Below are 23542 nucleotides of genomic sequence, written 5' to 3' on the forward strand. Positions count from 1 at the left end.
ACAAATTCTGCTAAATACCGGATATATATAAGAGGATCGTTTTTACGTCTTTTACTTACTCCTTTAAAATAGAAGATATACACAGCTACTGTGCTCAGAGTCTATCTAAAGAGACGGGATTACGATATGATGGAAAATTTGTTACGCGATTCTGAATTTTTTGAAAATTTGTCGACGAAAAGGAAGAGGTTTATGACTTACGACGTAATTGTGATCGGAGGCGGCTCAGCCGGCTTAATGGCCGCGGCGGCTGCTAGTGGCGAGGGCGCCAAGGTGCTTTTAGTGGAAAAGGGAAATAAACTCGGACGAAAGCTGGGGATCTCCGGTGGAGGTCGCTGCAATGTCACGAATGCAAAAGAGCTGGATGAACTCATTCGCCACATTCCCGGCAATGGCCGTTTTCTGCACAGTGCCCTGGCTGCTTTTGGCAATCGGGATATCATCGCCTTCTTTGAACAACTAGGTATAGCCTTAAAGGAAGAAGACAACGGGCGTATGTTCCCAGTGACGGACAAAGCCAAAACGGTCGTCGACGCTTTGATTAATAAGGTACGCTCTCAAGGAGTCGAAATTCGGACAAGCTGTCCTGTTCAAGAAGTGATTTACAAAGAAGGTCATACGGCTGGCGTGCGGCTGCGTTCCGGTGAAATGCTGCGTAGCCGTAACGTCATAGTCGCTGTCGGTGGCAAGTCCGTCCCTCATACAGGCTCGGAAGGTGACGGCTATGCATGGGCAGAGCAAGCAGGGCATACCATTACGGAACTATATCCAACAGAGGTCCCGCTAACGTCAGGCGAGACATTCATCCAGACAAAAGAGCTTCAGGGACTCTCCTTACGAAACATCAGCCTGACCGTATGGAATGCGAAACAAAAGAAGGTTGTCGTTCATGAAGGAGATATGATTTTCACGCATTTTGGTTTATCTGGCCCAACCGCTTTGCGTTGCAGTCAGTTTGTCGTCAAGGGAATGAAAAAAGATAAGGTAAACACGGTGTTATTAACTCTCGATTTACAGCCTCATAAACATGCTGATGAAGTCTACCGTGAGACGCTGGAACTGGCATCGGTCGATGCAAAAAAGGCGATCAAAAACGTACTTAAGTCTTATTTACCGGAACGCATGATTCCGTTATTGCTTCAGCAAGCTGAACTGCGTGAAGATTTGACCTATGATCATATTCCCAAGCAGCAATGGCAAGAACTCGCCCATCGAATCAAGGCGTTTCCCATTCGTGTGAATGGTACGCTCTCTCTAAAGGAAGCATTTGTTACCGGGGGCGGTGTGAACTTGAAGGAAATTAATCCGAAAACAATGGAATCCAAGCTGATGCCTGGATTGTTTTTCTGCGGTGAGATTCTGGATATTCACGGCTACACTGGAGGCTATAATATTACGGCTGCGTTTACGACAGGACATACAGCAGGAACGCAAGCGGCTTTAAACCATTAAGACGCTGCGCGTAGGATTTGATCTTACGATCGCTACAACGCTATCACAGCCGCATTTTTGGAAATAAAGAAGAAAAAGACTTAAATCAGTTGTATTTCTGATTTAAGTCTTTTTTTGAGTCATCGCGTATTGAACAAACTCCATCTTGTTTTGACGTTTACCGCTACGCCTATACCTCAATAATGATAGGTAAAATCATAGGTCTTCTCTTGGTCTGGCTGTAAATAAACTGACCCACATTATCTTTTAACATCTGCTTAATCAGGCCCCACTGACTCATTTCGATTTCTGTTAACTCGTTCACTGTGGTCATAATCGTGTCGCGAATCTGATTCATCAACTCTTCGGAATCCTTAACATATACAAAGCCTCTGGATATAACCTCTGGCGCAGCGAGCATTTGCTTCTCGTTTTTGCTCAGAGTCATCACAATAATCAGCATACCGTCTGAGGAAAGTTTTTTACGGTCCCGCAGTACAATATTACCTACATCACCAGTTACCAGCCCGTCTACCAGGCTATTGCCGGATGGTACTTTGGGCCCCAAGGATGCCCTTCCCTCTGCGATTTGAATCGTCTCTCCGTTTTGGACGATAAATACATTCTCCATCGGAATCCCTACTGACTCTGCTAGCTGACGATGCTGATGCAGCATTCTGAATTCACCATGTATAGGAATCAAATACTGGGGTTTCATTAGGGTCATCATTAATTTTAACTCTTCTTGGCTGCCATGACCGGATACGTGCATCCCCGTGGCGCTGCCCGATCCATAAATCACGTTGGCGCCCAGTACGTACAGGTTATCGATGACTTGGGAAAGATTTCGTTCATTCCCGGGTATAGCTCCTGCAGCGATGATCACAGTATCACCAGGCAAAATTTCGATTTTGGGATGCAGAGAATTGGCAAGTCGGGACAGTGCAGCCATCGGTTCCCCCTGACTTCCTGTACATAATACTGCAATTTCTTCTGCAGGATACCGCTCCGTTTCTCCAGCCTCAATCAACAAGTCCTCCGGCATGTGCAAGAATCCCAGCTCCTTAGCCACGGACACCACATTGATCATACTGCGCCCCAGTAAAACAAGTTTTCTGCCTGTCTCCACAGCCGCATCAATGACCTGTTGGACACGGTTAACATTGGAAGCAAATGTAGAAATGAAAACTTGCTGTTTGGCTCTGGCGAAAGCGTCCAAAATATGCCCGCCAACCAAACGCTCCGAAGGAGTAAAGCCTGGTCTTTCGGCATTTGTACTTTCGGAAAGAAGCACTTTAACTCCTTGTTTTCCAATCTCAGCCATGCGATGAAGGTCAGGGAAAGGTCCGCTGACAGGAGACATGTCGAATTTAAAATCCCCGGTATGAACCACATTTCCTTCTGGTGTCTTAAAAAAGACGCCCAAGCAATCAGGGATGCTGTGTACAGTGGTGAAAAAGGATGCCTGAATCGAACCCGCCTGAATGGTTGAATCCGCATCTATAAGATGAAGCTCAGCATCACGTAAAAGGTTATGTTCCTTTAGCTTAATTTTAATCAATTCGATAGTGAGTTTTGTGCCATATACGGGGATATTAATCTGCTTCAGTAAATAAGGAATGCCCCCGATGTGATCCTCATGGCCATGCGTTACAATGAGCGCTCTGACTTTATCCTGATTCTCCTGTAGATAGGTGACATCTGGTACAATGAGGTCAATACCAGGCAAATTTTCATTAGGAAACTTGGAACCACAATCAATGACGACAATATCCTGATCATATTGGATAAGGTACATATTTTTACCAATCTCATTAACACCGCCTAAAGCAGCAATGAGTAATCTGTTATCAGCAAGCATCAAGTTTATTTCCTCCTTAGGAAAATGCTATCCATATTATTTATTTTCCACGTAAACTTATACACCCTATTGGGAAAGAAATGAGTAGCCTTCCTACATAAGAGGGGACTTGTTTCACCAACACAAAAAGAAACCCTTGTCTCTAACAGACAGGGGCCCTCACTTGATTGATTAGATACCCACCGCAGCCGATATAGCAGCAAAAATAGCAGCAATCAGCCATAGGATCGGGAATAGTTTGAAGATTACCTTCAGCCACTGTCCAAAGCTGATCCGGGCAATGGCCAATCCTGCCAGCAACACTCCGCCTGTTGGTGAAATGAGATTGGTTAACCCGTTACCAAATTGGTACGCTGTGACTACAGCTTCACGATTGATGCCTACAAGATCGCCAAGCGGTGCAAGTACAGGCATGGTTAGTGCAGCTTCCCCAGAAGAAGAGGGAACGAGGAAAGTAATGATATTATGCGCAAGCAGCATAATAGTCGTGAATAAATAACTTGGCAATCCTTCCAGGACACTTGCAAGTGCATTCAATACGGTATCTATAATCATGCCCTGTTCTGCGATAATCAGAATTCCGCGGGCGAGGCCTATGATCACCGCGGCGTAGATAAATTCACCGCATCCTTTTACAAAATTCTCAGCTATTTCCTTCTGATTCATTTTGGTGACAACCCCAACAAAAATACCAAGGGCAAAGAAAAGGGCGCCGATCTCCGTCATATACCAGCCTTTGACCAAAATCCCCCAAACAATTGCTCCAAGCGTTACAATAAATCCACCTATAATTAATTTGTCCCGAAATGTGAAGACGACGTCCTCATCTGTGCTTTCCTTTATAAACTGCTCGCGGTTTATAATATCACTCTGAAACACGATGGATTTCTCTGGATTTCGCTTAACCCGGTGCGCATACCACATCGTAAAAGCAATAGAAATCGCCGTAAATACAAGCCATTCTATAAATCTCAGCCAGAGCTGAGGATTACCCTCCACTCCTGCGATCCCCTGGGCAATCAACACCGAAAATGGATTGACCGTCGAACCAACATAGCCAATTTGCGTTCCCAGAAATAAAATAAGAATCGCGGTCATAGAGTCAAAACCCAAGGCAAACATTAACGGAATGAAAATCGCATAAAGTGGGATAATTTCTTCACTCATCCCAAAAGTAGAACCTCCGAGACTGAAGATCACCATAGCAATGGGAATAAGCAAAATCCCCTTATTCTTTAGCCGCCTGGCAAGAGCTGTCAGCGCACGATCAATGGCCCCTGTCTGCAGAATAATACCGAAGGAGCCGCCTACGATAAGAACAAAAGAGACAACATCGGCGGCATTGATAATCCCCTCAATCGGGGCGCTAAGGATTTGGGGGATACCCTGTCTTAAATCACCATTCTCTCCCGTTTTGGGTACAGAGTGATAGGTTCCTGAAACGATTGCCGTTTTGGTCACACCGTTCACTGTCACTTCATGACGCTCAAATTGACCGCTGGGTACAATCCATGTCAACGCGGCGACTGTAATAATAATCAAAAATATTAAGGTATAGCTATGGGGCAAGGATAATTTCCATTTCTTATTCGTGATGTTCATGTTTATCCCTCATTCCAAGAATGGTTATACGTAACCTTCCCTCCCATAATGGTCAATATCACTTGGGCATCCCTGATGTCATCAGCGGATGCATTAAGGAGGTCGCGGTCAAAAACGGCGATGTCAGCATATTTTCCAGCCTCCAGCGTACCTGTCACCTCTTCCATATAACAATGTTTGGCTCCATTAGTCGTCCATGCCTTTAAAACTTCGGATGGCGGCATTCCTTGGTCAGGATACCAGCCTCCAGCAGGCGAGCCATCCGGGAATAATCGGTGAGAGGCTGCATACAGCGAATCGGGGACACTGGTGATAAATAAAGGCAAATCAGTACCTATGGTGATCGGCACGTTAGCTTCCAGCATGGACTTATAATTATAAAAGCGGCTTTCATTCTGTTTGCCTGCCACTGCAGACATATAAGCCTCTTCGTAAGAGGGATTGAGCAGCAGAATCTGGGCATAGACCTCGGCAAAAATTTCGTTCTCTCCCATTCTGGTCAGATCATCTGGATGAGGATACTCCAGATCACTGATCGAATGTCTGATAAGGTGATTGCCCTGCTGCAAGCGGCATTTTTCAATCATGGATACGGCTTGGCGAATTGCTGCATCGCCTTCTGCAGTTAGGCAGCATTTGATCCCCTGGCTGTCCGCTTCCAGAACAGAGGCTTCAATCTTCTCATAATCAACTGTCCACAAATTCGTGACCCCAGGCATATCTGCGTAAGGCTCCAACATGTCCCCTGTATGATCTGCTACAACGCCGTCAAGCATCAGCTTGTAACCTTGGAAACGAATAAGGTCTCCATTGTAAAGTGCTTTATATTTGATACCAATGTTTATATCAAACAGTTCAACAACTGGTTCCAGCGAGAAATGAAATCTCAGTGGCAATTCACCTTTTTCCTTCAACTCATCTAGAATCGGAAGCAGCTCACTATGTCGGTCAAAGCCGATATCTTTTATAGAAGTAACTCCTCGTGCAGCCAACATACGGCAAAATTCCATAAACTCTTGTTGGACAAGGCTACGGTCCTGCATCATAGCTTGGAGCAATAAAGCACGTGCTTCGGCACTGCATTGATCAGGCGAAAATTGGTATTTATTCTCAGCCAATCGGTTCATCCAGCAGTAGCTTTTATTTCGGTTGATAGCGATGACCGCCCGATCGGGAAACAATCCATCCAACAAGCTTGAATCAGGCAGCTTCCCCCATCTGTCCTCGCTCCAACCGAAAGCGGTTACATCTTTTCCTGGCGGAAGGTTGTTTGCCTCTTGTAGCAAGAGTTCCATTGCTTCTTCACTGGAGGCCGTATGCGCCAGATCCACGCCCCGATGCATTGACATGTATCCGGTGAAAAATACATGGTTGTCATGGATTCCCGGCATGATAAAGGCATCGCCCAGATCATAGACAACCGTTTCGGCTCCTATCCAGGCTTGTGCCTCTTCCGGACGCCCCACCGCTGCAATACGTTCTCCTCGGACTGCAACAAACCCGGGCGAAGCTTCATCTTCCAATCCATTAAAAATAGCATGGGAGAGTAAAACTTTGTCTGCTAATGTATCGTTCTTCCCTTGCACAGTTTCACCACCTCACGATTGATTCATCTAACAGCATAACGTAATATAACGTTATGTTGGAGCTTCTGCTTCTCCCTACTGGATGGAAGCAGAAGCCACACATACCTGAACTACCTTGCATAACAGGCAACGGATTATATGGAGAATTGATAACGGTCTCCGATGATGTACTGCTTTCCTACATGAACCGGGCTTCCGTGCTGGTCATAGATCATTGTATGCATGTAAAACAACGCCTGTCCGATCGCCGTCTCCAGCAGCTTGGCCTGATTTTCATCCGCCAAAGCAATTTGTAATATCGTCTCTCCCGGCTGGTTAGGATCAATGCTGTATTTTTGCCGCAGCAGCTCGTATACAGACCCCTCCAACTGCTCGTTCATTAGAAATGCAAAACGGTCATAAGGATAAAAATTGTTTTCCAGCATCAGGGGGCGATCATCCGCATATCTTTTACGCTGGATAAATAACACCTTTTCTCCTGGCGATAGCTGCAATTGATGTGCAATTTCCTCATCTGCTTCTACGATTTCACGTTTTGTGACCACACTATGTGAAGAAAGACCATTGGACTTGCAAGCAGCCGTAAAGCTGATGACATGTTCAATCTTCCGTCCAATCTTGGGGATATTGACAAAGGTGCCTTTCCCCTGACGTTTGGTCAAATATCCTTCATGAACTAATTCGGCAATTGCTTTTCTTACGGTAATACGACTTACATTATACATCTCGCTTAACTCTGTTTCAGTCGGTATACGGCTTCCCTGCGTAAATGTTCCATTATGAATAGCGGTTTTGACCGCTTTTTGTAATTGCATATATAATGGCTCCGCTTGGTCTGAATTTAACATCATGTACCCTCACTTGTCATATAACGTTATATCACTCTCACTTAGAGTATCAAAGGTTACATATTCTTACAAGTGAAGATATTCGAAAAGGATCGTCAATAATGAACGCCGTATCCGAAGGAACCTTCTACCAGACAGCTCTGGGCGGCAAGCCTTGAGCCTTCTGCCATAGCAGCTTGAATGTTGCCTTTTTCCAAAAAGCTCAGTAAAAAAGCAGTTATATAAGAGTCGCCTGCCCCCATGGTATCCACAGCGTCAACGGAATCAGGCATTTGAAAATAGAACTTCGTACCATCATAGGCGATGGATCGGTCACCGCCACGTGTGGCGACCAGAATTTGTCCCTCTTTTTTTCGATTGGAGCGGATATAATTCTGTGTCTCTTCATCCGTCATATGGCTGCAAGAGAAAAATGCAAAATCGGCATACGTAATATTTTGTTCTACCTGTGTATCTGTAAAATCATCTGAAAAATCAAAAGAAATAGGGATTCCTAGTGTCTCTAATTCAGGCAGCAAGTGACCTGTATGACTGTACAAGCCAGTATGAATTAGGTCGAATCCGCCAAGATAGTTCCTGTCATCTTCGCTCAGTTCCAATGGATAGAGACGTGTCACTCCCCCCTCATTACTGCCAAGAAATACTCTGTCTCCGTCTTCCAGGGTTACACGTGCACAGCCGTTCTCACCGCTGTGATGTCTGCACCGTGAAATATCGATGTCAAGCTCACGCAGGGTGTGTTCTACATGCCGTGCTTCGTTGTCGTCCCCAAACACGCCTATAAAGGCTGCATCCACTCCCGCTTTTTTGGCAAACACACTGAAATTAAGCGCATTGCCGCCAGGGTACATCATACGCAGATGAACATATTTATCTACCACATTATCGCCAATGCCTAGAACTTTCATGATGGTTTCCTCCTGTTGGTAGGTGCGCTAGTAAGCTACTTTGCCCATATAACGCCGAGTTTCCAATGGGTGATTGCGTACATTGGCTAGTGCTTCACGATATACACATACAATGCTGTAGAATAACACCGGGTTAAAAAACTCTACTACTTCGTCTGCAATCGTTCCGATGCCAAGCTCCTTTGCATCAATCACTTCCACTTTCTCGGCATACTGATTCAGGAAAGTCTGTGCCCGCTCATCCAGCGCCCGTGTACGTCCTTCGTTGATCATCAGAATAAATGGAGTTTCCTTATCCGTTACTTCAAACGGACCATGGAAGAATTCACCGGAATGGATAGAAGTTGCATGAAGCCATTGCATTTCCATCAGCGAGCAGATGGCAAATCCGTAAGCATGTCCATAAGACGCTCCGCTAGTCAGGATATAAAAGAGTTCCTCATTGCGGTATCTGTCTGCGAATACTTGGGCACGTGGTTCAACTTGGACTTTGGCCCGGTTAATAATTCCATTGATTGCCTCCAATCCGTTCTGGAAAGCTGGGTAATGCACATAGCCCTCAGCGATTTGCAGCAGTTCAACCGTAAGTTCTAAAATAATGGCCATCGGGTTGTTTTTAACATCGCTCTCATCCCCCCACTCGTAGAGGAAGGAATAATCCGAATAGTTGAGCAGGGAAGCTTCACTATTGTGGGTTAAGCCGATGGTATAAGCACCTTTCTCTTTGGCTGATTTAGCAGCCGCGACCGATTCTGGAGTATTTCCACCGTGAGAGCAAACGATGACCACTGAGTGTGCCCCCAATCGTTTTGGCAATGCATGTACAAACTCATTTGCTGTATACATGCCTGCTACCAGTTTTCTTGCTTCACTATCCAGAAAATATTTTGAAGGATACATATCCACTAGTGAGCCCCCGCAGGCCACTAAATAAACCTCGGAAATCTCCCCATTCGCTTGTTCAAAAATCGTCTGAACCGTCTGTTGTACATTCATTTTTTATCTCTCCTTTTATATAACGTTATATAACGTATTGTTTACGAGATAAATATAAGCGCTTTCACTAAAAGTGTCAAGCCTCTCATTAAAAAAAGCTCTAACCCTTTTGTATAAGGATTAGAGCTCCTTTGGGATTGGATTCATTGGGTTAGCAAATAACGAGGCTGTGGCTACATATACGCACAAAAATATGGTCTTACACATGGGTTTGTCCGAATAAACTAAATGAGACAAATACATAACGTCCAATAAATAATCAAGGAGGAAAACACCATTAATACATTTATCAGTTATGTTTTTCTGGGTCTATCTCTTTCAGCTCCCATTGGACCTATCAATGCCGCGCAATTAGATCGAGGGATTAAAAATGGATTTTGGCACGCCTGGTTTATTGGGCTAGGTGCAATCACAGCAGACATTATCTATATGATGCTTGTCTATTTGGGAATGATCCATCTTCTTAATTCCCCATTTGTCAAAGCTTTTTTATGGCTATTTGGCTTTTTCGTGCTTGTGTATACAGGTCTTGAAAGCATTAAAAATGCTGGTGTGATTTCAGAATCCGAATTAAGGGGAAATAGTAATACCCTGACCAACTCCTTTGTAGCCGGCTTTCTGATGTCGTTGTTTAATCCTCTCTCCATCCTTTTCTGGCTTGGGATTTACGGATCCATACTGGCCAACGTCGCTAATACTTATCCAGTACAACAGCTATTGATTTACAGCGGAGCGATTGTACTAGGCGTATTGGCCTGGGATGTGACGATGGCAGCCGCTTCAAGTGTTTTCCGTCGATTTCTCAGACCCGGATTGCTTAAAACCATCTCTTGGATGTCAGGTCTGTCTCTTGTAGGCTTTGGCTTTTATTTTGGTGTACAGGCATTTCAATTATTTTTTTTACGCTAACGCTTGTCTTCTTAATAAAGTTAACGAGGTTCCTTGCCGTGCTTTCGACGCACCCATTGTACAATGAGGTCACATATGGCAATTAACAAGACTAGCAGCAAACTGATGTAAACCCCAGGGCGGCTAAGCTTATGAAAAAAGGCCCCTACTACAGCCAAAGCGATCAGCAATAAGCCAATCCAGCGTTTAATATTGCTCGATGTGCTTGATTCCAGTAACTTACCTGAAGACAGCAAAATAAAGCACCAGTTATATAACAGCATTAAGCCCGCAGCGGTTGTGATATATTCATACACTTTTCCTGGTAGCAGCAACGATAATACGATTGCTGAGATTAATCCAACAGAGATCAAACTAAGTGCATAAGAGGATATTTGCCCTTCCACTTCCGTGAGAACAGGGTGGGCGCATCTCCTTCCTGGGCAAGAGTAATCATCATCGAAGTCTCTGCATATAGCGATGCTGTCATCGTTGAGAATCCTGCAATAATCAGGACTCCGTTAAACAAATGAGGTACAAAGGCCAGATGATCGCTACTAAGCGCAAGCACAAAAGGGCTCTCCTTCGGATTAAAAGCACTTAATGGTACCATAGACACAGCCAGCCCAATCGATAGCACATACACTACAACCAGCGTAATCAGCATGACCTTTCCTGCTTTCGGTGCTTCCTCCGGGTTTTGAAGTCGGTTAGACATAATTCCGAGCACTTCGATACCTCCGTATGCATAAAAGGCAAAAATAAAAGATGACCATAATCCTATGCCACCGGTTGGAAAAAAGTCTTTGTAGCTGAGGGGAAACTTCGGATTATATTTACTTCCTCCGATCCAGCCTGCCAAAAGCGCAATCGCTAGGACCAGAAACATCACAAGAGCCGCCATCTTAATAATGGCGAGTACATTTTCTACACGATCAAAGCCCTTATTGCCAAAAAAAACAATCACAAGCCCTAAGAGTCCGAAGCCTGCCGCAAAAATCCACATCGGTACCTGAGGAAACCAAAAACGTGAAAATATAGACAGCGCGGTTAGTTGACTCCCATTAATAAGCAATTCTGAGAACCAATATACCCAGCCACTGCCGAAGCCTGCCCAATTACCAAATGCTTTTTGGGCATAGGAACGGAAAGAGCCCTGTTCTGGATGATCTGCCGTCATACGCGAAAGAGCGTCAAACACCACATACGTCCCAACTGCTGCCAAAAAGTAAGCAATCAGTACGGCTGGACCACCAATGGAAATCGCTAAACTGGACCCTAGAAAATACCCTGTACCGATGGTGCCTGCAACTCCTAACAAGCTCAGCTGCCACCATTTTAGTTTTTGATCTTTTTGTTTGCCCGCTGAAGGCTTGCTCATAAGAAAATCACCCTATTTCTAAATTTGAGACCGATACCTTGTTTTTTTATGATTTCCTTCTTCTCCATATTTCATGTGAAGTTCTTTCAATTTGTAATAAAGAAGCACCAGCAAACTCGATTAAAGTTTGCTGGTGCTTCTTTTCAATTAAACGTTTCACATTTTGGGCAAAGAAAGTGCCTTGTCTGCATTTTGAATATCCATTTGAATTTGCTGATCTGGATCATAGGCGTTGTAGTAACCATTGTTCTTCATATAATTAAAAATTTGCTCATGAAGATTAACAGCTTTGCTCAATTGGTCACACAGAACATTCCGAACTTCCGGGCTAGTGGACTCTGTTAACGCTGCGGCGTAGTTTTTGATCCCACTTTTAGCTGCGATTAACAGATCGGCAGCAATCACCTGATCGGTCATGGGAGTCGTACCAGTCATATTCCCAGTAAAAGAATTCACGTTAATCCTCCTTCATTATACAAGCAGATTTTTAAGCTGTTGAATATCTTGTGTACCGCCACTGATATCCTGCTGTAAAATATTTTTCAAATTTGAATCTGAGACTAAAGGCAGCATAGCTTGAGTTTTTGTGATACAAGTTGTTTTAAACGTAAGCAGCTCATGCAATTCCAATTTTTCGTGAACTCCGAGTTTTTGCAAGATCAAAACCTCCTTTCTGAACTTCTTTTGGTATTTCCTACGATTACTGCCCTTATGCACGATCCAAGAACCTTAGTTTTCACAATGTCCTTTTCAGCTTTTTCTCATCATGAAAAAAGGTTCCTTCAAACCATTAGTCATGGTTTGAAGGAACCTTTTTGTTCCAAAGTGAGCAGCAAGGGTGAACACCATTATTTAGGTATGGACGCTACCTGAAAAACCGTCCACATCGTCTTCCGGTTGTTGATCAGAGCTGACGTTGTGTTCCTGTGTTGTGTTCGTAAACGTTTGGGAAGAGCCGCTTTTATACGCCTCGCTCCAGTCCTCATTAATGATGTGCGCTGGAATAATCCAATCCTCCGGGCTATAACCTGGATTTTGCACACCGATATTACTTTGCTTACCTGGACGATAAGTGAGAACTCCTGTCTCAATTATACTTCCTTCATAAGCTTGGCAAATCTCTAATGCAGACAGCACATCCTGGTTCTCAACGTGAACACTGAGGCCTGTATCACCGTTCGTGCTGGCAGAGTATCCAATTTCCTTTAATGTTTCACAGGCTTGGGCGGCTTGCTGCGGATCACGAAATTGAAAACGGAAAGAACCCGTATCCATGTGCTTCATCTCCTCTGAATTTATCTTATTTTGTTATTTGGGTCCATTAGGTATGTTATTTGTTAATATAACCAATCGGAACGGTATTTTTACATTCGAAACCTTTATTTTTCAAAAATTTACCTTAAAGCTTTGAAATTAAATAATTAAAAAAGCAGCTACTGTGACAAATCGCATGTTTTCCCTACGTAAATCCCTTTATGCTAGTAGTAAGGGTATGGTTGCCCGGTCATCCGAACCGAGCGGTCAAAGGATGCCCAAATCCATACATAAAGGCGGAATGAAGATGATAGATTACCGAACATTGGTGACACAGCAATCTATGCATTTGTATAGCGTGTTTGCCAAGTCATTCAAAAGTGTAAACGAACATGCGGTTGCTGGCATCAAAACGGTGGGCTTCAACCCAACGGCCTTCGCCGTGATGGAAGTTTTATATCACAAGGGAGCACAACCAATTCAACAAATTGGAGCCAAACTGCTTCTGCAAAGCGGAAATGTCACTTATGTTATCGACAAGCTGGAGAGCCGTGGTTATTTGCACCGTCACCCGTGCGACCAAGATCGTCGTATTATATATGCAGAGTTGACGGACGAAGGACAACGCGTCATGGACGAAATTTATCCTGATTATACACGTCAGATTGAACGTGCCTTTAGCGGAATCAGCGAAACCGAAAGAGATCAACTCATCGGCTTGCTCAAAAAATTGGGCCGTAGCGCTGATAATCTGTCACCTTATCACAAATAGAATGAATAGTAATTTTAGCAACTGTTCAATTGTGAATAAAAGAACAATCCTATAGCTGTGCTAACGAAAATTTAGATTTACACAGAAAAGTCCACCCTTATATTTATGGGTGGACTTTATATATACCTGAGCGAAATATGCCTAAGCTTACGAGCAGCATAAGACCTGTTATCGACTAAAATGTTTGATCACTACATTATTAAAAATAGCCTTACCGCCATCTGAAAAAAGAGTAATTCCCTGATCCTCTAAGCGTGGAAATATTAAGGAGGAATAAGCTACTTCTCCATCATCTACAAAGACTTCGATGCTGGTTTTATCGACAAGAATCTTCAAGTGGACATTTTTTTTATTGGTATCAAAAGGCGCCTTACTCTCTACATATTTACCACTCTGATCCGGCTGCCCGGTGTTTGCTCTGTTTACATAAGAGTATTGCCCCTCCACCGAAACACCCACATCTACATGACGCTTGCCATCCGCAGACTCTCGAAGCCTCAAGCCTGTATTTTTGATCGTTGACCAAGATACATCTGCTTCTAACTGATAGGCATCACCTGCTACCGGAAGCTTGTGAGTCCCCACTACTTGGATCTTCCCCAATGACTCCGTTGCAGTTGGGAATTGCTCCAAAGCTGCTACAGGCTGTGAAACCAAGCGATAGCCGACATCAGTTGTACGCTTCAACCGAATTTGGCGAACAACCGAATCCATGCCATTAAAGCCTTCCTTCAGAGTAGGCGTGTTGTTGGCATAATCCCAATTGTTCATCCAGGCCAGCGCATAACGGTGACTGTATTGGTCTTTGGCTTTGCCGTCCTCGAACGTAACCGCACCATACCAGTCAAAGCCATAATCCAGCCAATCAGGATCATTGCGATCAGGGAGAAATGCTTCTCCATTAAAATCCCCCGTCCAGTAGGCATACGTATTGGGTCCGCCGGTTGGTTTACTATTGGCGCTTGCACCTAGAATCCATTGATAGGTCCCATCATCCGCGCGCATCTGGTAAAGGTCAGGACATTCTACAAGTCCGATATTTTCCGTTTGAAAGCCGCTCGTAAACTGCCAATCCTTTAAATTTTTCGACTTATAAAAGCCAATCTTCGTTCCCTCCGCCATGACCATCACCCATTGATTACGTTGAATATCCCGGATGATCTTGGGATCTCTGAAATCCTTCGTGCCAGGGTTGGACATCACGGGCTTGTTGCGATAAGAAGTAAACGTCTTGCCTTTGTCCTTACTGTACCACAGAAATTGTTCCTGCTTTCCTCCATCTGCGGAGGGCTGTGTGACAATGGCTACAAGTGCGCCTTTTCCAAAACCTGCGGTGCCATTATTGTCGATCACGACCGAACCGGACCAAGGGTCTCCATTCGGATTCGTATATTTAGGAATTGCCACCCCTTCATCTTTCCAATGAACCAGGTCGGTGGATGTGGCATGTCGCCATTCTGTACCGTTCTTATGAGGGTAATCACGATTATATAAATAGTAGTAATGATATTGCCCATCCATATAAATAGGCCGCTGTGGATCATTTTTCCACTTATCCGGGACGGTAAAATGATAGGCGGCCCGATAGGTCGGTGTTGTATGCTTGCTTTGATTGGCTTGGTTTTTTGGAGCTGCTGCAGGTTTTTGAGGTTTGCCTGCATCCTGTTGGTACATACTCCACCCCATAGCTATGAAAATAGTTAAGCCTGTGATAACTACTACGGATCGTATTCCAATGTTCTTGAAAGCTTTTTTTCTCATTATGACGATCCTCCTTACCCCTCATTGCATTGTTATGTATCGTCCGACGGACGACAGATCGGTAATCTACCAAAGCTGTCGCCTTCGGACATGCTGCTTATAACTACTTATTTCTTTCCATACTCATTTTGGTTATCTTTTTTGTCATTTCCTGGATCAATCGTAATTTGACCTTGCTCCAGAATACCGTTTTTCACAACAGAGGTTTTCGAGCCTTTAATATTCAACAGGAAGCTTGGTGCGAAAGTAGATTTGTGATCTGGGAAGAGTCCACGATTAGTCATATAACTCGAAACGACTACGTTATTGCCTTTGCCTTGCGGGATAGCAAAATGAGCATATGTCCAGGTAATATCATCACGATCCAGATCCTGATGAAGAACGAGACCGGTTCCATTCAGGGGTTTATAAGGCCCTGTCAAGGAAGTAGAAACATAACCCAACATGTAAATATCATCGTCACCGATCGCATCTACAGTCACCTTGGAACCTCTTGTACTCGTAAATAAATACCACAAACCGTTCATTTTGAACACATTTGCCCGTTCAATTTCATCTGTTACCAGATTGGATGCAAGCAAAGGGGGCATTACATTTTTCAATGTATAGTCATCATTCAATTCAACGATGCCCAGTGCGCCGTTCGCCAGCTCAGCTCCTTTTTTCTTAGGACTTTGTTGCAAGTTTTGTTGCTCTTCCGTGAAGAATTTTTTATTGCCACCATAATAAGCTGAGTTTTGAAGCGATTCTTCGCCCTGGTAGCCTGTTTCTGTCCCTGTGTTGGCTTCAAATATAATATATTTGTGGCCTTGATCCTCGACATAGTGAGGGTCTCTAAGGGTATGATTATCCATATCCACTCCGACGCTTTGTTGTACATTTTGATAGGTTTTACCATCTCCACCGTCATAGATCGATTTCAAATCCTCGACTCCATCTACTTTCAGTGTCTTATCATCAGGCTGAGAGACATTAATTTGAGCTGTGCTCAAGGTTTGCTTGCCGTATAATTTGTTATTCGGATCATAGGGCTGTCTGCTGGTATAAAATAAACGTACATGTCCATCAGAGGTTAAGGTAGCAGAACCTGACCATTCTTCTGACTGATTTTTGAGAATCGGATCGTTGGAGAGCAGTTTATCATTGTCTTTAAAGACTCTACCAGCATTTTTCCAGCCGCTCAGTGAAGTATCACCCGCTTTTTGATAGAACAGATATATAAATGTATCCTCGCCTCTTTTAGGATCGCCTGCCAGTCCAAATACGATATTATATCCCTTGTAATTAGCTACTGTACCATCGGCATTTTGCAACGGCCAGCTGTCCCAAACATCCAGATCAATCTGCTTGCCTGAGCTATCGTGACCAATAGCAGAAGGAATATTCTTAATTGTAGAGGCATCGAAGGATGGAACCTCATATTTCTCTTTGCCTTGCTGTTTGAAAATATTCAGCATGTCATTACGCGTAATTTGGGTAAATGCATTGTCTGCATTGAAATCAGCCTTATCATTTTCTTTTGCAAAAGCCTGCACGCCGCCTCCTAACAGCAAGGTAGTTGCTACTGTTGCAGTGGCTGCTTTACTGAACCATTTGTTAAACTTCAAGTACTCCATCTCCCTTAATGTAATTATGCTTTCTAGTGTTGAAGCCCAACTTTTTCGTTGGCTAGGGCCATTTTATATGGTATGTCAAACGATTGATATAGACTGAAAAGCCCTATTATGTGAGGGAAGAAAACAGATTCCTCTATGAATTTCATCCTCATATTTTCCTAGTAATTTTCTGAAAATACCTATTTTTTTCATTCCTATTACATTCAGAAAAATTTGTTACTTGATTTTTTTCCGTATCCCATTTTGCTTGGTTGGTTGCTTCATTCACATGCAAAATTGTTCAAAATATACTCATAAAATGCTCGATTTGTAAGCGGGTGCAAAAAAATGGTTCCTTAGTACCCTATAGCTCAATTTAGAAACAGCTTTTTTGTTACAATTTTTTAAGACTTTTTTACCATTTTGTAACCTATATCATATGAATATATCGCAATCTCTAGGGGATTTTTTTTTACTTTTTGTATATTGGGGAATTTATCGGTCCTATACGAGGTGGCTTTTTGCTAAATCAGTAGGAGAAGAGACCTTAGCATAAAGAAACAGCCCGGCCCCTTATTGGTGTACCGGACTGTCTCTTTAATATGAAAGAAGTATATTTTTTTTATGCGTGTTCTCTTTGTGGTGTCTTCACACGCTGATCTGCCTCTTCTTCCGTACCCGGTGGGCGGTTCCGCAATCCGAGGACAACAAACCAGCTAATCACCGCAATAACGACCATGATCACGAATAGAGAATGCAGACTGTTTTCTAGTACAGACCGGAGTAATCCGGCAACCTTGTCACTTAGACTTTGTGAAGCATGCGGGGCAAGCAGACCATTAATATCCTCCTGTGTAACCCCTTGCTGAGTGAGCTGTCCGTCGGCTGTCTGAGCAGCAATGCGATAATTCAGCCATGAACCGAAGGCTGCAACCCCAATCGTTTGCCCCAACGTGCGCAGGAACGTATTCAAGGCTGTAGACGCGCCACGCAGCTGGAATCCGACCGAGGACTGAGCAATAATCGTGAACACGGTCATCGAGAAGCCGAATCCCAGTCCATACAATAATGTAGACAGGAACAGTAGCCAGATCGGAGCCGTTTGGTCCATCAAGGTCATAACGAAGGCTCCCAATACAATCAGGGTCAGCCCGATCAAAGAGGTTCGACGCGAGCCCAGCGTCAGCAAAATGCGTCCTCCGATCATGGAGCCAAACAGCCAGCCTACCGACATTGGAGCCAGCGCCAGACCAGATGAAGCGGCATCTCCACCGTGTACGCCTTGAATCCATAGGGGAAGATAGCTAGTCAGCCCGATTAGCAGGGTACTGACGAGTAGTGCAGCGGCACAGGAAAAAGCGATATCCCGTATCCGAAACAGCTTCAGTGGCACCATCGGTTCCTGAGCGCGCTTTTCGATAACCAAAAACAAAACCAGGAACAAAATGGCCACGGCAGCCAAGGCCAGCAATTCAGGAGAAGTCCAATCGATATACTGTCCCCCTAGGGCTAATACGAGCAAGAGTGCCGTCATCCCGATAGTAAAGGTAACTGCCCCCGCCACGTCGATACGCGCGGTACGCGTGCTTACCTGCTCCCGCAGGTAACGGGCGATGAAGAACATAGCCAGTAATCCAAAGGGAACGTTAAAACCAAAAATCCATTCCCAGCCAAAATAGGTGACCACGTAACCGCCCAAGAGAGGCCCGACGAGGGAAGAAATCCCCCACACCGAGCTGATCATGCCTTGGACTTTACCACGTTCCTCCATTTTGTATATATCACCGATAATGGTAAAGGTAACAGGAATGACACCGCCTGCTCCAATCCCTTGAATAGCCCGGTATAAAATAAGCTGCTCCATACTACCAGCCAGCATACAAAGCAAAGAGCCAAGTACAAATAACGAGCACCCAATTAGAAAAATGGGTTTACGGCCAAACAAATCGCTAAGTTTGCCGAAAATAGGCGTGGTTACAGCCATCGTCAGCAAATATGCCGTAAAAATCCAGCTGAGCAAACTCACACTGCCCAGTTCACTCACAATTGTCGGTCCTGCTGGACCGATAACCGTTCCTTCAATCGCGGCCAGAAAGGTGGCCAATAGAACACCTGTCAGCACGAGCCCGCGCTTCATAGGTTTATCGTTTCCCAAGCAAATCACAAATCCTTTCCTTGTAAATACTGTGTTGTATCTGTACGGTTTTCCTTCCCAGCTTGGATGATTACCCGCACTGCATAATCGTAAACAGGCGGCCTATATAGGCCGCCTGTTGTGTACGATGTATATATATTATTGTCTACATATCCTTAATTTTTGTCAACTGTAATCGTATGATTAATCCAGCTATCTTCCGTTTTATAGAGATACCCCTCTTCCATGCGCAGAACATGGCTGGCAAAGCGTTCAGCTATCTGCAAATCGTGGGTAATGATCAGAAAAGCCGCGCCTTCAGCAGACTGCTCTGAGCACATATGGAGCAGGATGTTTGCCCCTTCGTAATCCGTTCCCGCAGTCGGCTCATCCAAAATGTAAAGCTTTTTGGGGAGGATAAACTGTGCTGCAACGCTCAAAAGCCTTTTTTCGCCTCCACTTAGCAGATACGGCGAGACCTCCAGTCGGTGATCCAGCCTGGCGGCTGTCAGTAAGCGATGCGCCCGTTCCTCATAGGCGGCGGGAACCGGATCACCGATCCGTAAACCAAGCTTGGCCCGCACACTGTACAAGCACTCTTCCCACACCGTTGCAGCTGCAAACTGATGCTCTGGCTGCTGGAACACATAGCCGATCCCGGCGGCCAGTCGGTGAATGGGCAGCTTCGACATATCCTGCCCTTCCCACCACATGCATCCCTTCGGCGCGGGGAGCAAGCCCATAAGCAGCTTGCCCAGCGTGGTTTTGCCAGAGCCGTTCTCGCCCAGCATTACGGCTCGTTCGCCAGGCGCAAGGGCAAGACTCACGCCCTTGAGCGCCGCGCGCTGGCTGCCGGGGTAGGTGAAGGGCAATCCCTTCACCTCCAGCAACGGCTGCCCAGCGCAATAAGCTGCTGAGCCGGAATTCACCTCCGGCTCACGCGGCATGTCTTCCCTCCCCGCGGAAGAGGGAAGCAGCCCCCAGGCTACCAGTTGCGCACCATGCTCGCGCAGCAGCTTTTCGGGCGGGCCTTGCAGCAGCATAGTCCCGCCCTTCAGCACGATGAGGCGCTGCGCTGCACGCGCACCATCGTCTATGCGACCGGACGCAGTGATCACCGTCCGGCCTGCGGCATGGAGCCGCCGACATAGCAGGACGAAGTCCCGTACCGCCGGCGGGTCCAACTGCGCAGCCGCGTCGTCGAACACGACCAGCGGCGCTTCCAGCGCCAGCACCGCAGCAATGGCGGTGCGTTGGCGCTGACCTCCCGAGAGGCGCCGCACGAAGGAGCCGCGCTCGGATGCCAGGCCGACGGCCTCCAGTGCAGCGGCCAGGCGCTGCTCTATTTCTGCCGGAGGCACGCGCAGATTCTCCGGTCCAAAAGCAATTTCGTCTTCGACGATTCCCTGCACTAGCTGGGCATCCGGGTCCTGAAGCACGACGCCGACAGTGGTGGCGACCGTAGCCAATTCAGCGGTGTCGGGGTCCATCCCGTACACGGTCAGCTCTCCCGTCCGTTCGCCCTCGCCAGAACGGGACAACCCGCCATGAAGTAGCTGGCACAGCGTAGACTTTCCACTTCCGCTAGCTCCAACAATGGCCACATGCTCGCCCAACGCAATGTCCAGCGTCAGACCATGTAACGCTGGCTCCACCTGGTCATCATACCGATAGCCAAAATTCCTCAAGGACACGGCCATTCTATTCTCAAAAGCATGATCACTACGTTCATTCATAACCGAAATACCCTCGATCCCAATGTTCAAGATATAACCACGTATAGCCTTGGTTATGCCCGTGAAGCACGTCCCAGTTCAAAGCGTTTTAACAGACCCGTACCATTTAAGGCATCGCCCAGTACTTTCGTCAGCAGACCACACAGGACAATGCCGCTCAGGATACGAACGACCAGTGCGATCGTCAGTACCTTCCAGCCCCAATGCATATAGCCAAACATATTGGCTGCCACGATAAACCACAGCGGAACCATGGCTCCGCCCACCAGCATTAGTGAAACTGCATTCCAGCGGCGATACCGCAAAAGAGCAAATACCAGCTCCGCCGCAACCATATAGCAGACAGCTGCCGCAATGATAGATGCAATTCCATAGGCAGAGCCCATAAAAGACTGCACTACCGCGCCCAAGGCATAAGCAATTACCGCCGTACCTGGCTTACGAATAATATAATAGGCCAGCAAACCATATATCATGTACAGCCCGACAATAGCGGAAGTTGCGATCGGCCCTCCCAGACTGTTTAACGTTTTGTTAATCATCGACAAATACACAGTCATGACGCCGTTCAACGTAGCCAGCATGGCCATTAACACGATATCCAGCGTTGTAAACTTGGCAAAAATACGAGATCCCTTCATATGTATTTCTTGACTCCTCTCCATAATCTAGTATATAAGGTCATAGCTCTGGCCCTTGTACAAACTGTTACTGTATAAATGTATTCATCCGTCGTCTTATTGTCAACCTAATTTTATTTTACTAGTTGACAATGAGAGCAAAAAAAGGGGGTGCTTCTCTATAATATCCACCCTAAAACAGCCGTAGCGAATACAGCAATCACTGCACATACGTAGCCTAAACGCCCATTCTCCAGTGTACGAAGATACGTCCGTTCTGCATATGCGCCAAAACCTTTGCCCTCCATAGCCAGTGCTGTCTGCTGAACCCGTCTCACGGCATTCACCAATACAGCAGCCGCATACCCGCTCCACCATGATATCCGATTGCCCCATCCTCGTGGTGGTTCCTGCCCCCGAACACGCCGTGCAGCCATAATGGTTCGCCCCTCTTCTTCCAATAAGGGCAGGAACGTCAGCGCCACTGAAATTCCGAACGCAAATCGATAAGGTACACGCAAGCGCAGATTCAAAGCCTGCACAAAATCTCGGGGATCGGTCGTAGAGAGATAGATATAGGATGCCAAAAACAATACAAAAATCCGCAGCGTTAATGCCCCCGCGATATCCAGTCCCTCCGCTGTAATCACAATGGGTCCCCATGAAGCGACAGTATTCCCTTCTCGAATCGCTAGGATAGACAGTATAAAATACGGAATACCTAAACCAATCAGGAACGACATAGCGCGAAGTTGGCGTGCTAGGGTCAACCGTGCGCCGAAGCCAGCCACAGCGATCAGTACCACCAGGAGTGCCGCTTCCCGTATTGTCGAATCCCATGCCATCGACAGGAGGCTAAAGCATCCCACCCAAATAAGCTTACTTAACGGTCCAAGCCTGTGCAGCGGCGATGAACCGCCGTTATACTGAAACAGCATTTCGTTGTGCCTCCAATCTGAGCCATTCTTCATGCAGTAATGAATACATCAGCATATCCTTAAAGCCTGTAGATGTATGCTGTACCTGCCTTAACAGCCCTTCCTGGGTCCAGCCCATCGAGGACAGCAGGGCTTGCGAGCCTGTATTGCGCGGGTCCACCAGCGCTTCGATCCGATTTAATCGAATCGTGTCATATCCGAATGAAAGCACTAAGCGAAGCGCCTCAGTCATATAGCCCTTGCGCCAATAAGGCTGGGCCAACTCATAACCAATCTCGGCTTTATAAGCTCCCTCCGTCTGCCAATAATTAAAGCCGCAGCTTCCAATCAGCCTCCCGCTCTCCTTCAGCTCGATCCCCCAGCGCAGCGCATCCTCCGTCTTGGCCAGCTCATTCAACAGCTCAATCATATCCTCTGCATCCTCGCGTCCTGACATACCGGAAAGGTTCATATAACGGTGAACCTCCGGGTCAGACCAGCAAGCGAACATCGTAGCCGCATCCCGACTTTCCATCCTTCGCAGCCGAAGACGCGGGCTTTCCAGCAGTGGTATATGCCCCTTACATGCATATGCACACATGTTCCATCATCCTTCCAGCATCAAAATACAACAAATATACGCTACATTTAAGCATACACCTCCAACAAACACAACCTTATAAAAGTGGACAGACCCTATAAAATCAAATTAGCCCTCCGCTTCCTGGAATCAGGAATGAAGAGGGCTACCTTTTATTTTTATATGATTTTTTTGTGTCCCTATTCTTTTAAGAAGAGGTACGGGCAGCGACTTGCGCTGGATTTTTCACAACATCTTCGTACAATACGCCCAGCATCGTCTGTATTTCCTGCAACTCCTCGATCCCTGCGCCGGTAAGACTGAACATATCATCATGCGGTGTCAGAAAGTTTTCCTGTGTCAGGTTTTCCAGTTCCTGCTTGACCTCTCGTTCACCTACACGGTACCCGCGTTCTTCGAGCAACGGTTGTACATCACTCACCGTCAAATCGTTCTGCTGTGCGTAAGAAAGCATCTGTATACGGATAAACAAGTTCTGAACATCTGCATGCATAATTGTAACTCCTCTCTGGCCTAAGCCAACATGTTACATTGTTTTTACCCATAGGGGAGAAGCTGGAAACAGATGAGGGCAACCCTCGCTGAATTACTTTCTATATTATATGTCCCGCTAAAACGTAAAGCTTTGCCGTCAGCGCTGCTTGTACAGAT

General features: G+C 45.8%; 20 protein-coding genes and 1 pseudogene. 3 read left to right on the plus strand and 18 right to left on the minus strand.

Features of this window, described 5'->3' with window-relative positions:
* Positions 1–192: 192 nt before the first annotated feature.
* Positions 193–1452, plus strand: coding sequence for a BaiN/RdsA family NAD(P)/FAD-dependent oxidoreductase (locus MMB75_RS21965; RefSeq protein ID WP_045245169.1), 1260 nt, complete (start codon positions 193–195; stop codon positions 1450–1452).
* 169 nt (positions 1453–1621) lie between these two features.
* Here the strand turns inward: MMB75_RS21965 and MMB75_RS21970 are convergent, their stop codons facing one another.
* The 6 genes from MMB75_RS21970 to MMB75_RS21995 all read right to left on the minus strand — a co-directional run bounded on the left by MMB75_RS21970 (position 1622) and on the right by MMB75_RS21995 (position 9232).
* Positions 1622–3292 (minus strand): ribonuclease J, encoded by a 1671-nt coding sequence (locus tag MMB75_RS21970; RefSeq protein ID WP_016819351.1) that lies wholly within the window; start codon positions 3290–3292, stop codon positions 1622–1624.
* A gap of 171 nt (positions 3293–3463) precedes the next feature.
* On the minus strand, positions 3464–4894 hold the full coding sequence (locus MMB75_RS21975) for a YfcC family protein (protein ID WP_045245122.1): 1431 nt from the start codon (positions 4892–4894) through the stop codon (positions 3464–3466).
* 2 nt (positions 4895–4896) lie between these two features.
* A complete protein-coding gene (locus tag MMB75_RS21980) occupies positions 4897–6480 on the minus strand; it encodes an amidohydrolase (protein WP_045245123.1) in 1584 nt (527 codons plus the stop codon).
* 134 nt (positions 6481–6614) lie between these two features.
* Positions 6615–7295, minus strand: coding sequence for a GntR family transcriptional regulator (locus MMB75_RS21985; RefSeq protein WP_230681914.1), 681 nt, complete (start codon positions 7293–7295; stop codon positions 6615–6617).
* Between the two features lie 128 nt (positions 7296–7423).
* Positions 7424–8236: a fructoselysine 6-kinase gene (locus MMB75_RS21990; RefSeq protein ID WP_031462855.1), complete on the minus strand. Its 813-nt coding sequence runs from the start codon at positions 8234–8236 to the stop codon at positions 7424–7426.
* Between the two features lie 27 nt (positions 8237–8263).
* A complete protein-coding gene (locus MMB75_RS21995; protein WP_277376258.1) occupies positions 8264–9232 on the minus strand; it encodes an SIS domain-containing protein in 969 nt (322 codons plus the stop codon).
* A gap of 276 nt (positions 9233–9508) precedes the next feature.
* Between MMB75_RS21995 and MMB75_RS22000 the strand changes: the two genes are divergently transcribed.
* Positions 9509–10141, plus strand: a complete 633-nt coding sequence (locus MMB75_RS22000) for a LysE family transporter (protein WP_277510933.1) — start codon at positions 9509–9511, stop codon at positions 10139–10141.
* A 20-nt stretch (positions 10142–10161) separates the two neighbouring features.
* Here the strand turns inward: MMB75_RS22000 and MMB75_RS22005 are convergent.
* From MMB75_RS22005 to MMB75_RS22020, 4 genes and pseudogenes are all read right to left on the minus strand, one after another.
* Positions 10162–11501 (minus strand): annotated as a pseudogene (locus MMB75_RS22005) (amino acid permease).
* Between the two features lie 156 nt (positions 11502–11657).
* Positions 11658–11957 carry a spore coat protein gene (locus MMB75_RS22010; protein WP_017428451.1) on the minus strand — a complete coding sequence of 100 codons (300 nt, stop codon included), beginning with the start codon at positions 11955–11957 and terminating at the stop codon, positions 11658–11660.
* A 15-nt stretch (positions 11958–11972) separates the two neighbouring features.
* Entirely contained in the window at positions 11973–12158 is a 186-nt protein-coding gene (locus tag MMB75_RS22015; RefSeq protein WP_017428452.1) for a spore coat protein, read from the minus strand.
* Between the two features lie 195 nt (positions 12159–12353).
* Positions 12354–12776 carry a hypothetical protein gene (locus MMB75_RS22020; protein ID WP_017428453.1) on the minus strand — a complete coding sequence of 141 codons (423 nt, stop codon included), beginning with the start codon at positions 12774–12776 and terminating at the stop codon, positions 12354–12356.
* Positions 12777–13062: 286 nt separating this feature from the next.
* Between MMB75_RS22020 and MMB75_RS22025 the strand changes: the two genes are divergently transcribed.
* Positions 13063–13527 (plus strand): MarR family winged helix-turn-helix transcriptional regulator, encoded by a 465-nt coding sequence (locus MMB75_RS22025; RefSeq protein ID WP_013369372.1) that lies wholly within the window; start codon positions 13063–13065, stop codon positions 13525–13527.
* Positions 13528–13695: 168 nt separating this feature from the next.
* Here the strand turns inward: MMB75_RS22025 and MMB75_RS22030 are convergent, their stop codons facing one another.
* The 8 genes from MMB75_RS22030 to MMB75_RS22070 all read right to left on the minus strand — a co-directional run bounded on the left by MMB75_RS22030 (position 13696) and on the right by MMB75_RS22070 (position 23384).
* Positions 13696–15288, minus strand: a complete 1593-nt coding sequence (locus MMB75_RS22030) for a glycoside hydrolase family 32 protein (protein ID WP_044787878.1) — start codon at positions 15286–15288, stop codon at positions 13696–13698.
* Positions 15289–15395: 107 nt separating this feature from the next.
* The gene (locus tag MMB75_RS22035) at positions 15396–16895 is read right to left on the minus strand and encodes a glycoside hydrolase family 68 protein (protein WP_019686126.1); all 1500 of its coding nucleotides are present in this window, start codon (positions 16893–16895) and stop codon (positions 15396–15398) included.
* A 610-nt stretch (positions 16896–17505) separates the two neighbouring features.
* Complete coding sequence (locus MMB75_RS22040) at positions 17506–19020, minus strand: MDR family MFS transporter (RefSeq protein WP_019686125.1); 1515 nt, start codon at positions 19018–19020, stop codon at positions 17506–17508.
* A gap of 173 nt (positions 19021–19193) precedes the next feature.
* Positions 19194–20753, minus strand: coding sequence for an ABC transporter ATP-binding protein (locus MMB75_RS26155; RefSeq protein WP_346842757.1), 1560 nt, complete (start codon positions 20751–20753; stop codon positions 19194–19196).
* Between the two features lie 53 nt (positions 20754–20806).
* Positions 20807–21394: an ECF transporter S component gene (locus MMB75_RS22055; RefSeq protein WP_277510797.1), complete on the minus strand. Its 588-nt coding sequence runs from the start codon at positions 21392–21394 to the stop codon at positions 20807–20809.
* A 158-nt stretch (positions 21395–21552) separates the two neighbouring features.
* Positions 21553–22311 carry an energy-coupling factor transporter transmembrane component T family protein gene (locus MMB75_RS22060; RefSeq protein ID WP_090891301.1) on the minus strand — a complete coding sequence of 253 codons (759 nt, stop codon included), beginning with the start codon at positions 22309–22311 and terminating at the stop codon, positions 21553–21555.
* Entirely contained in the window at positions 22295–22891 is a 597-nt protein-coding gene (locus MMB75_RS22065; protein WP_117290341.1) for a GNAT family N-acetyltransferase, read from the minus strand. Before MMB75_RS22065 ends, MMB75_RS22060 begins: the two co-directional genes overlap by 17 nt.
* A 187-nt stretch (positions 22892–23078) precedes the next feature.
* Complete coding sequence (locus tag MMB75_RS22070; protein ID WP_102999221.1) at positions 23079–23384, minus strand: hypothetical protein; 306 nt, start codon at positions 23382–23384, stop codon at positions 23079–23081.
* Positions 23385–23542 lie beyond the last annotated feature (158 nt).

The organism is Paenibacillus sp. P2(2022) (assembly GCF_029522175.1).
Lineage (GTDB): Bacteria > Bacillota > Bacilli > Paenibacillales > Paenibacillaceae > Paenibacillus > Paenibacillus polymyxa.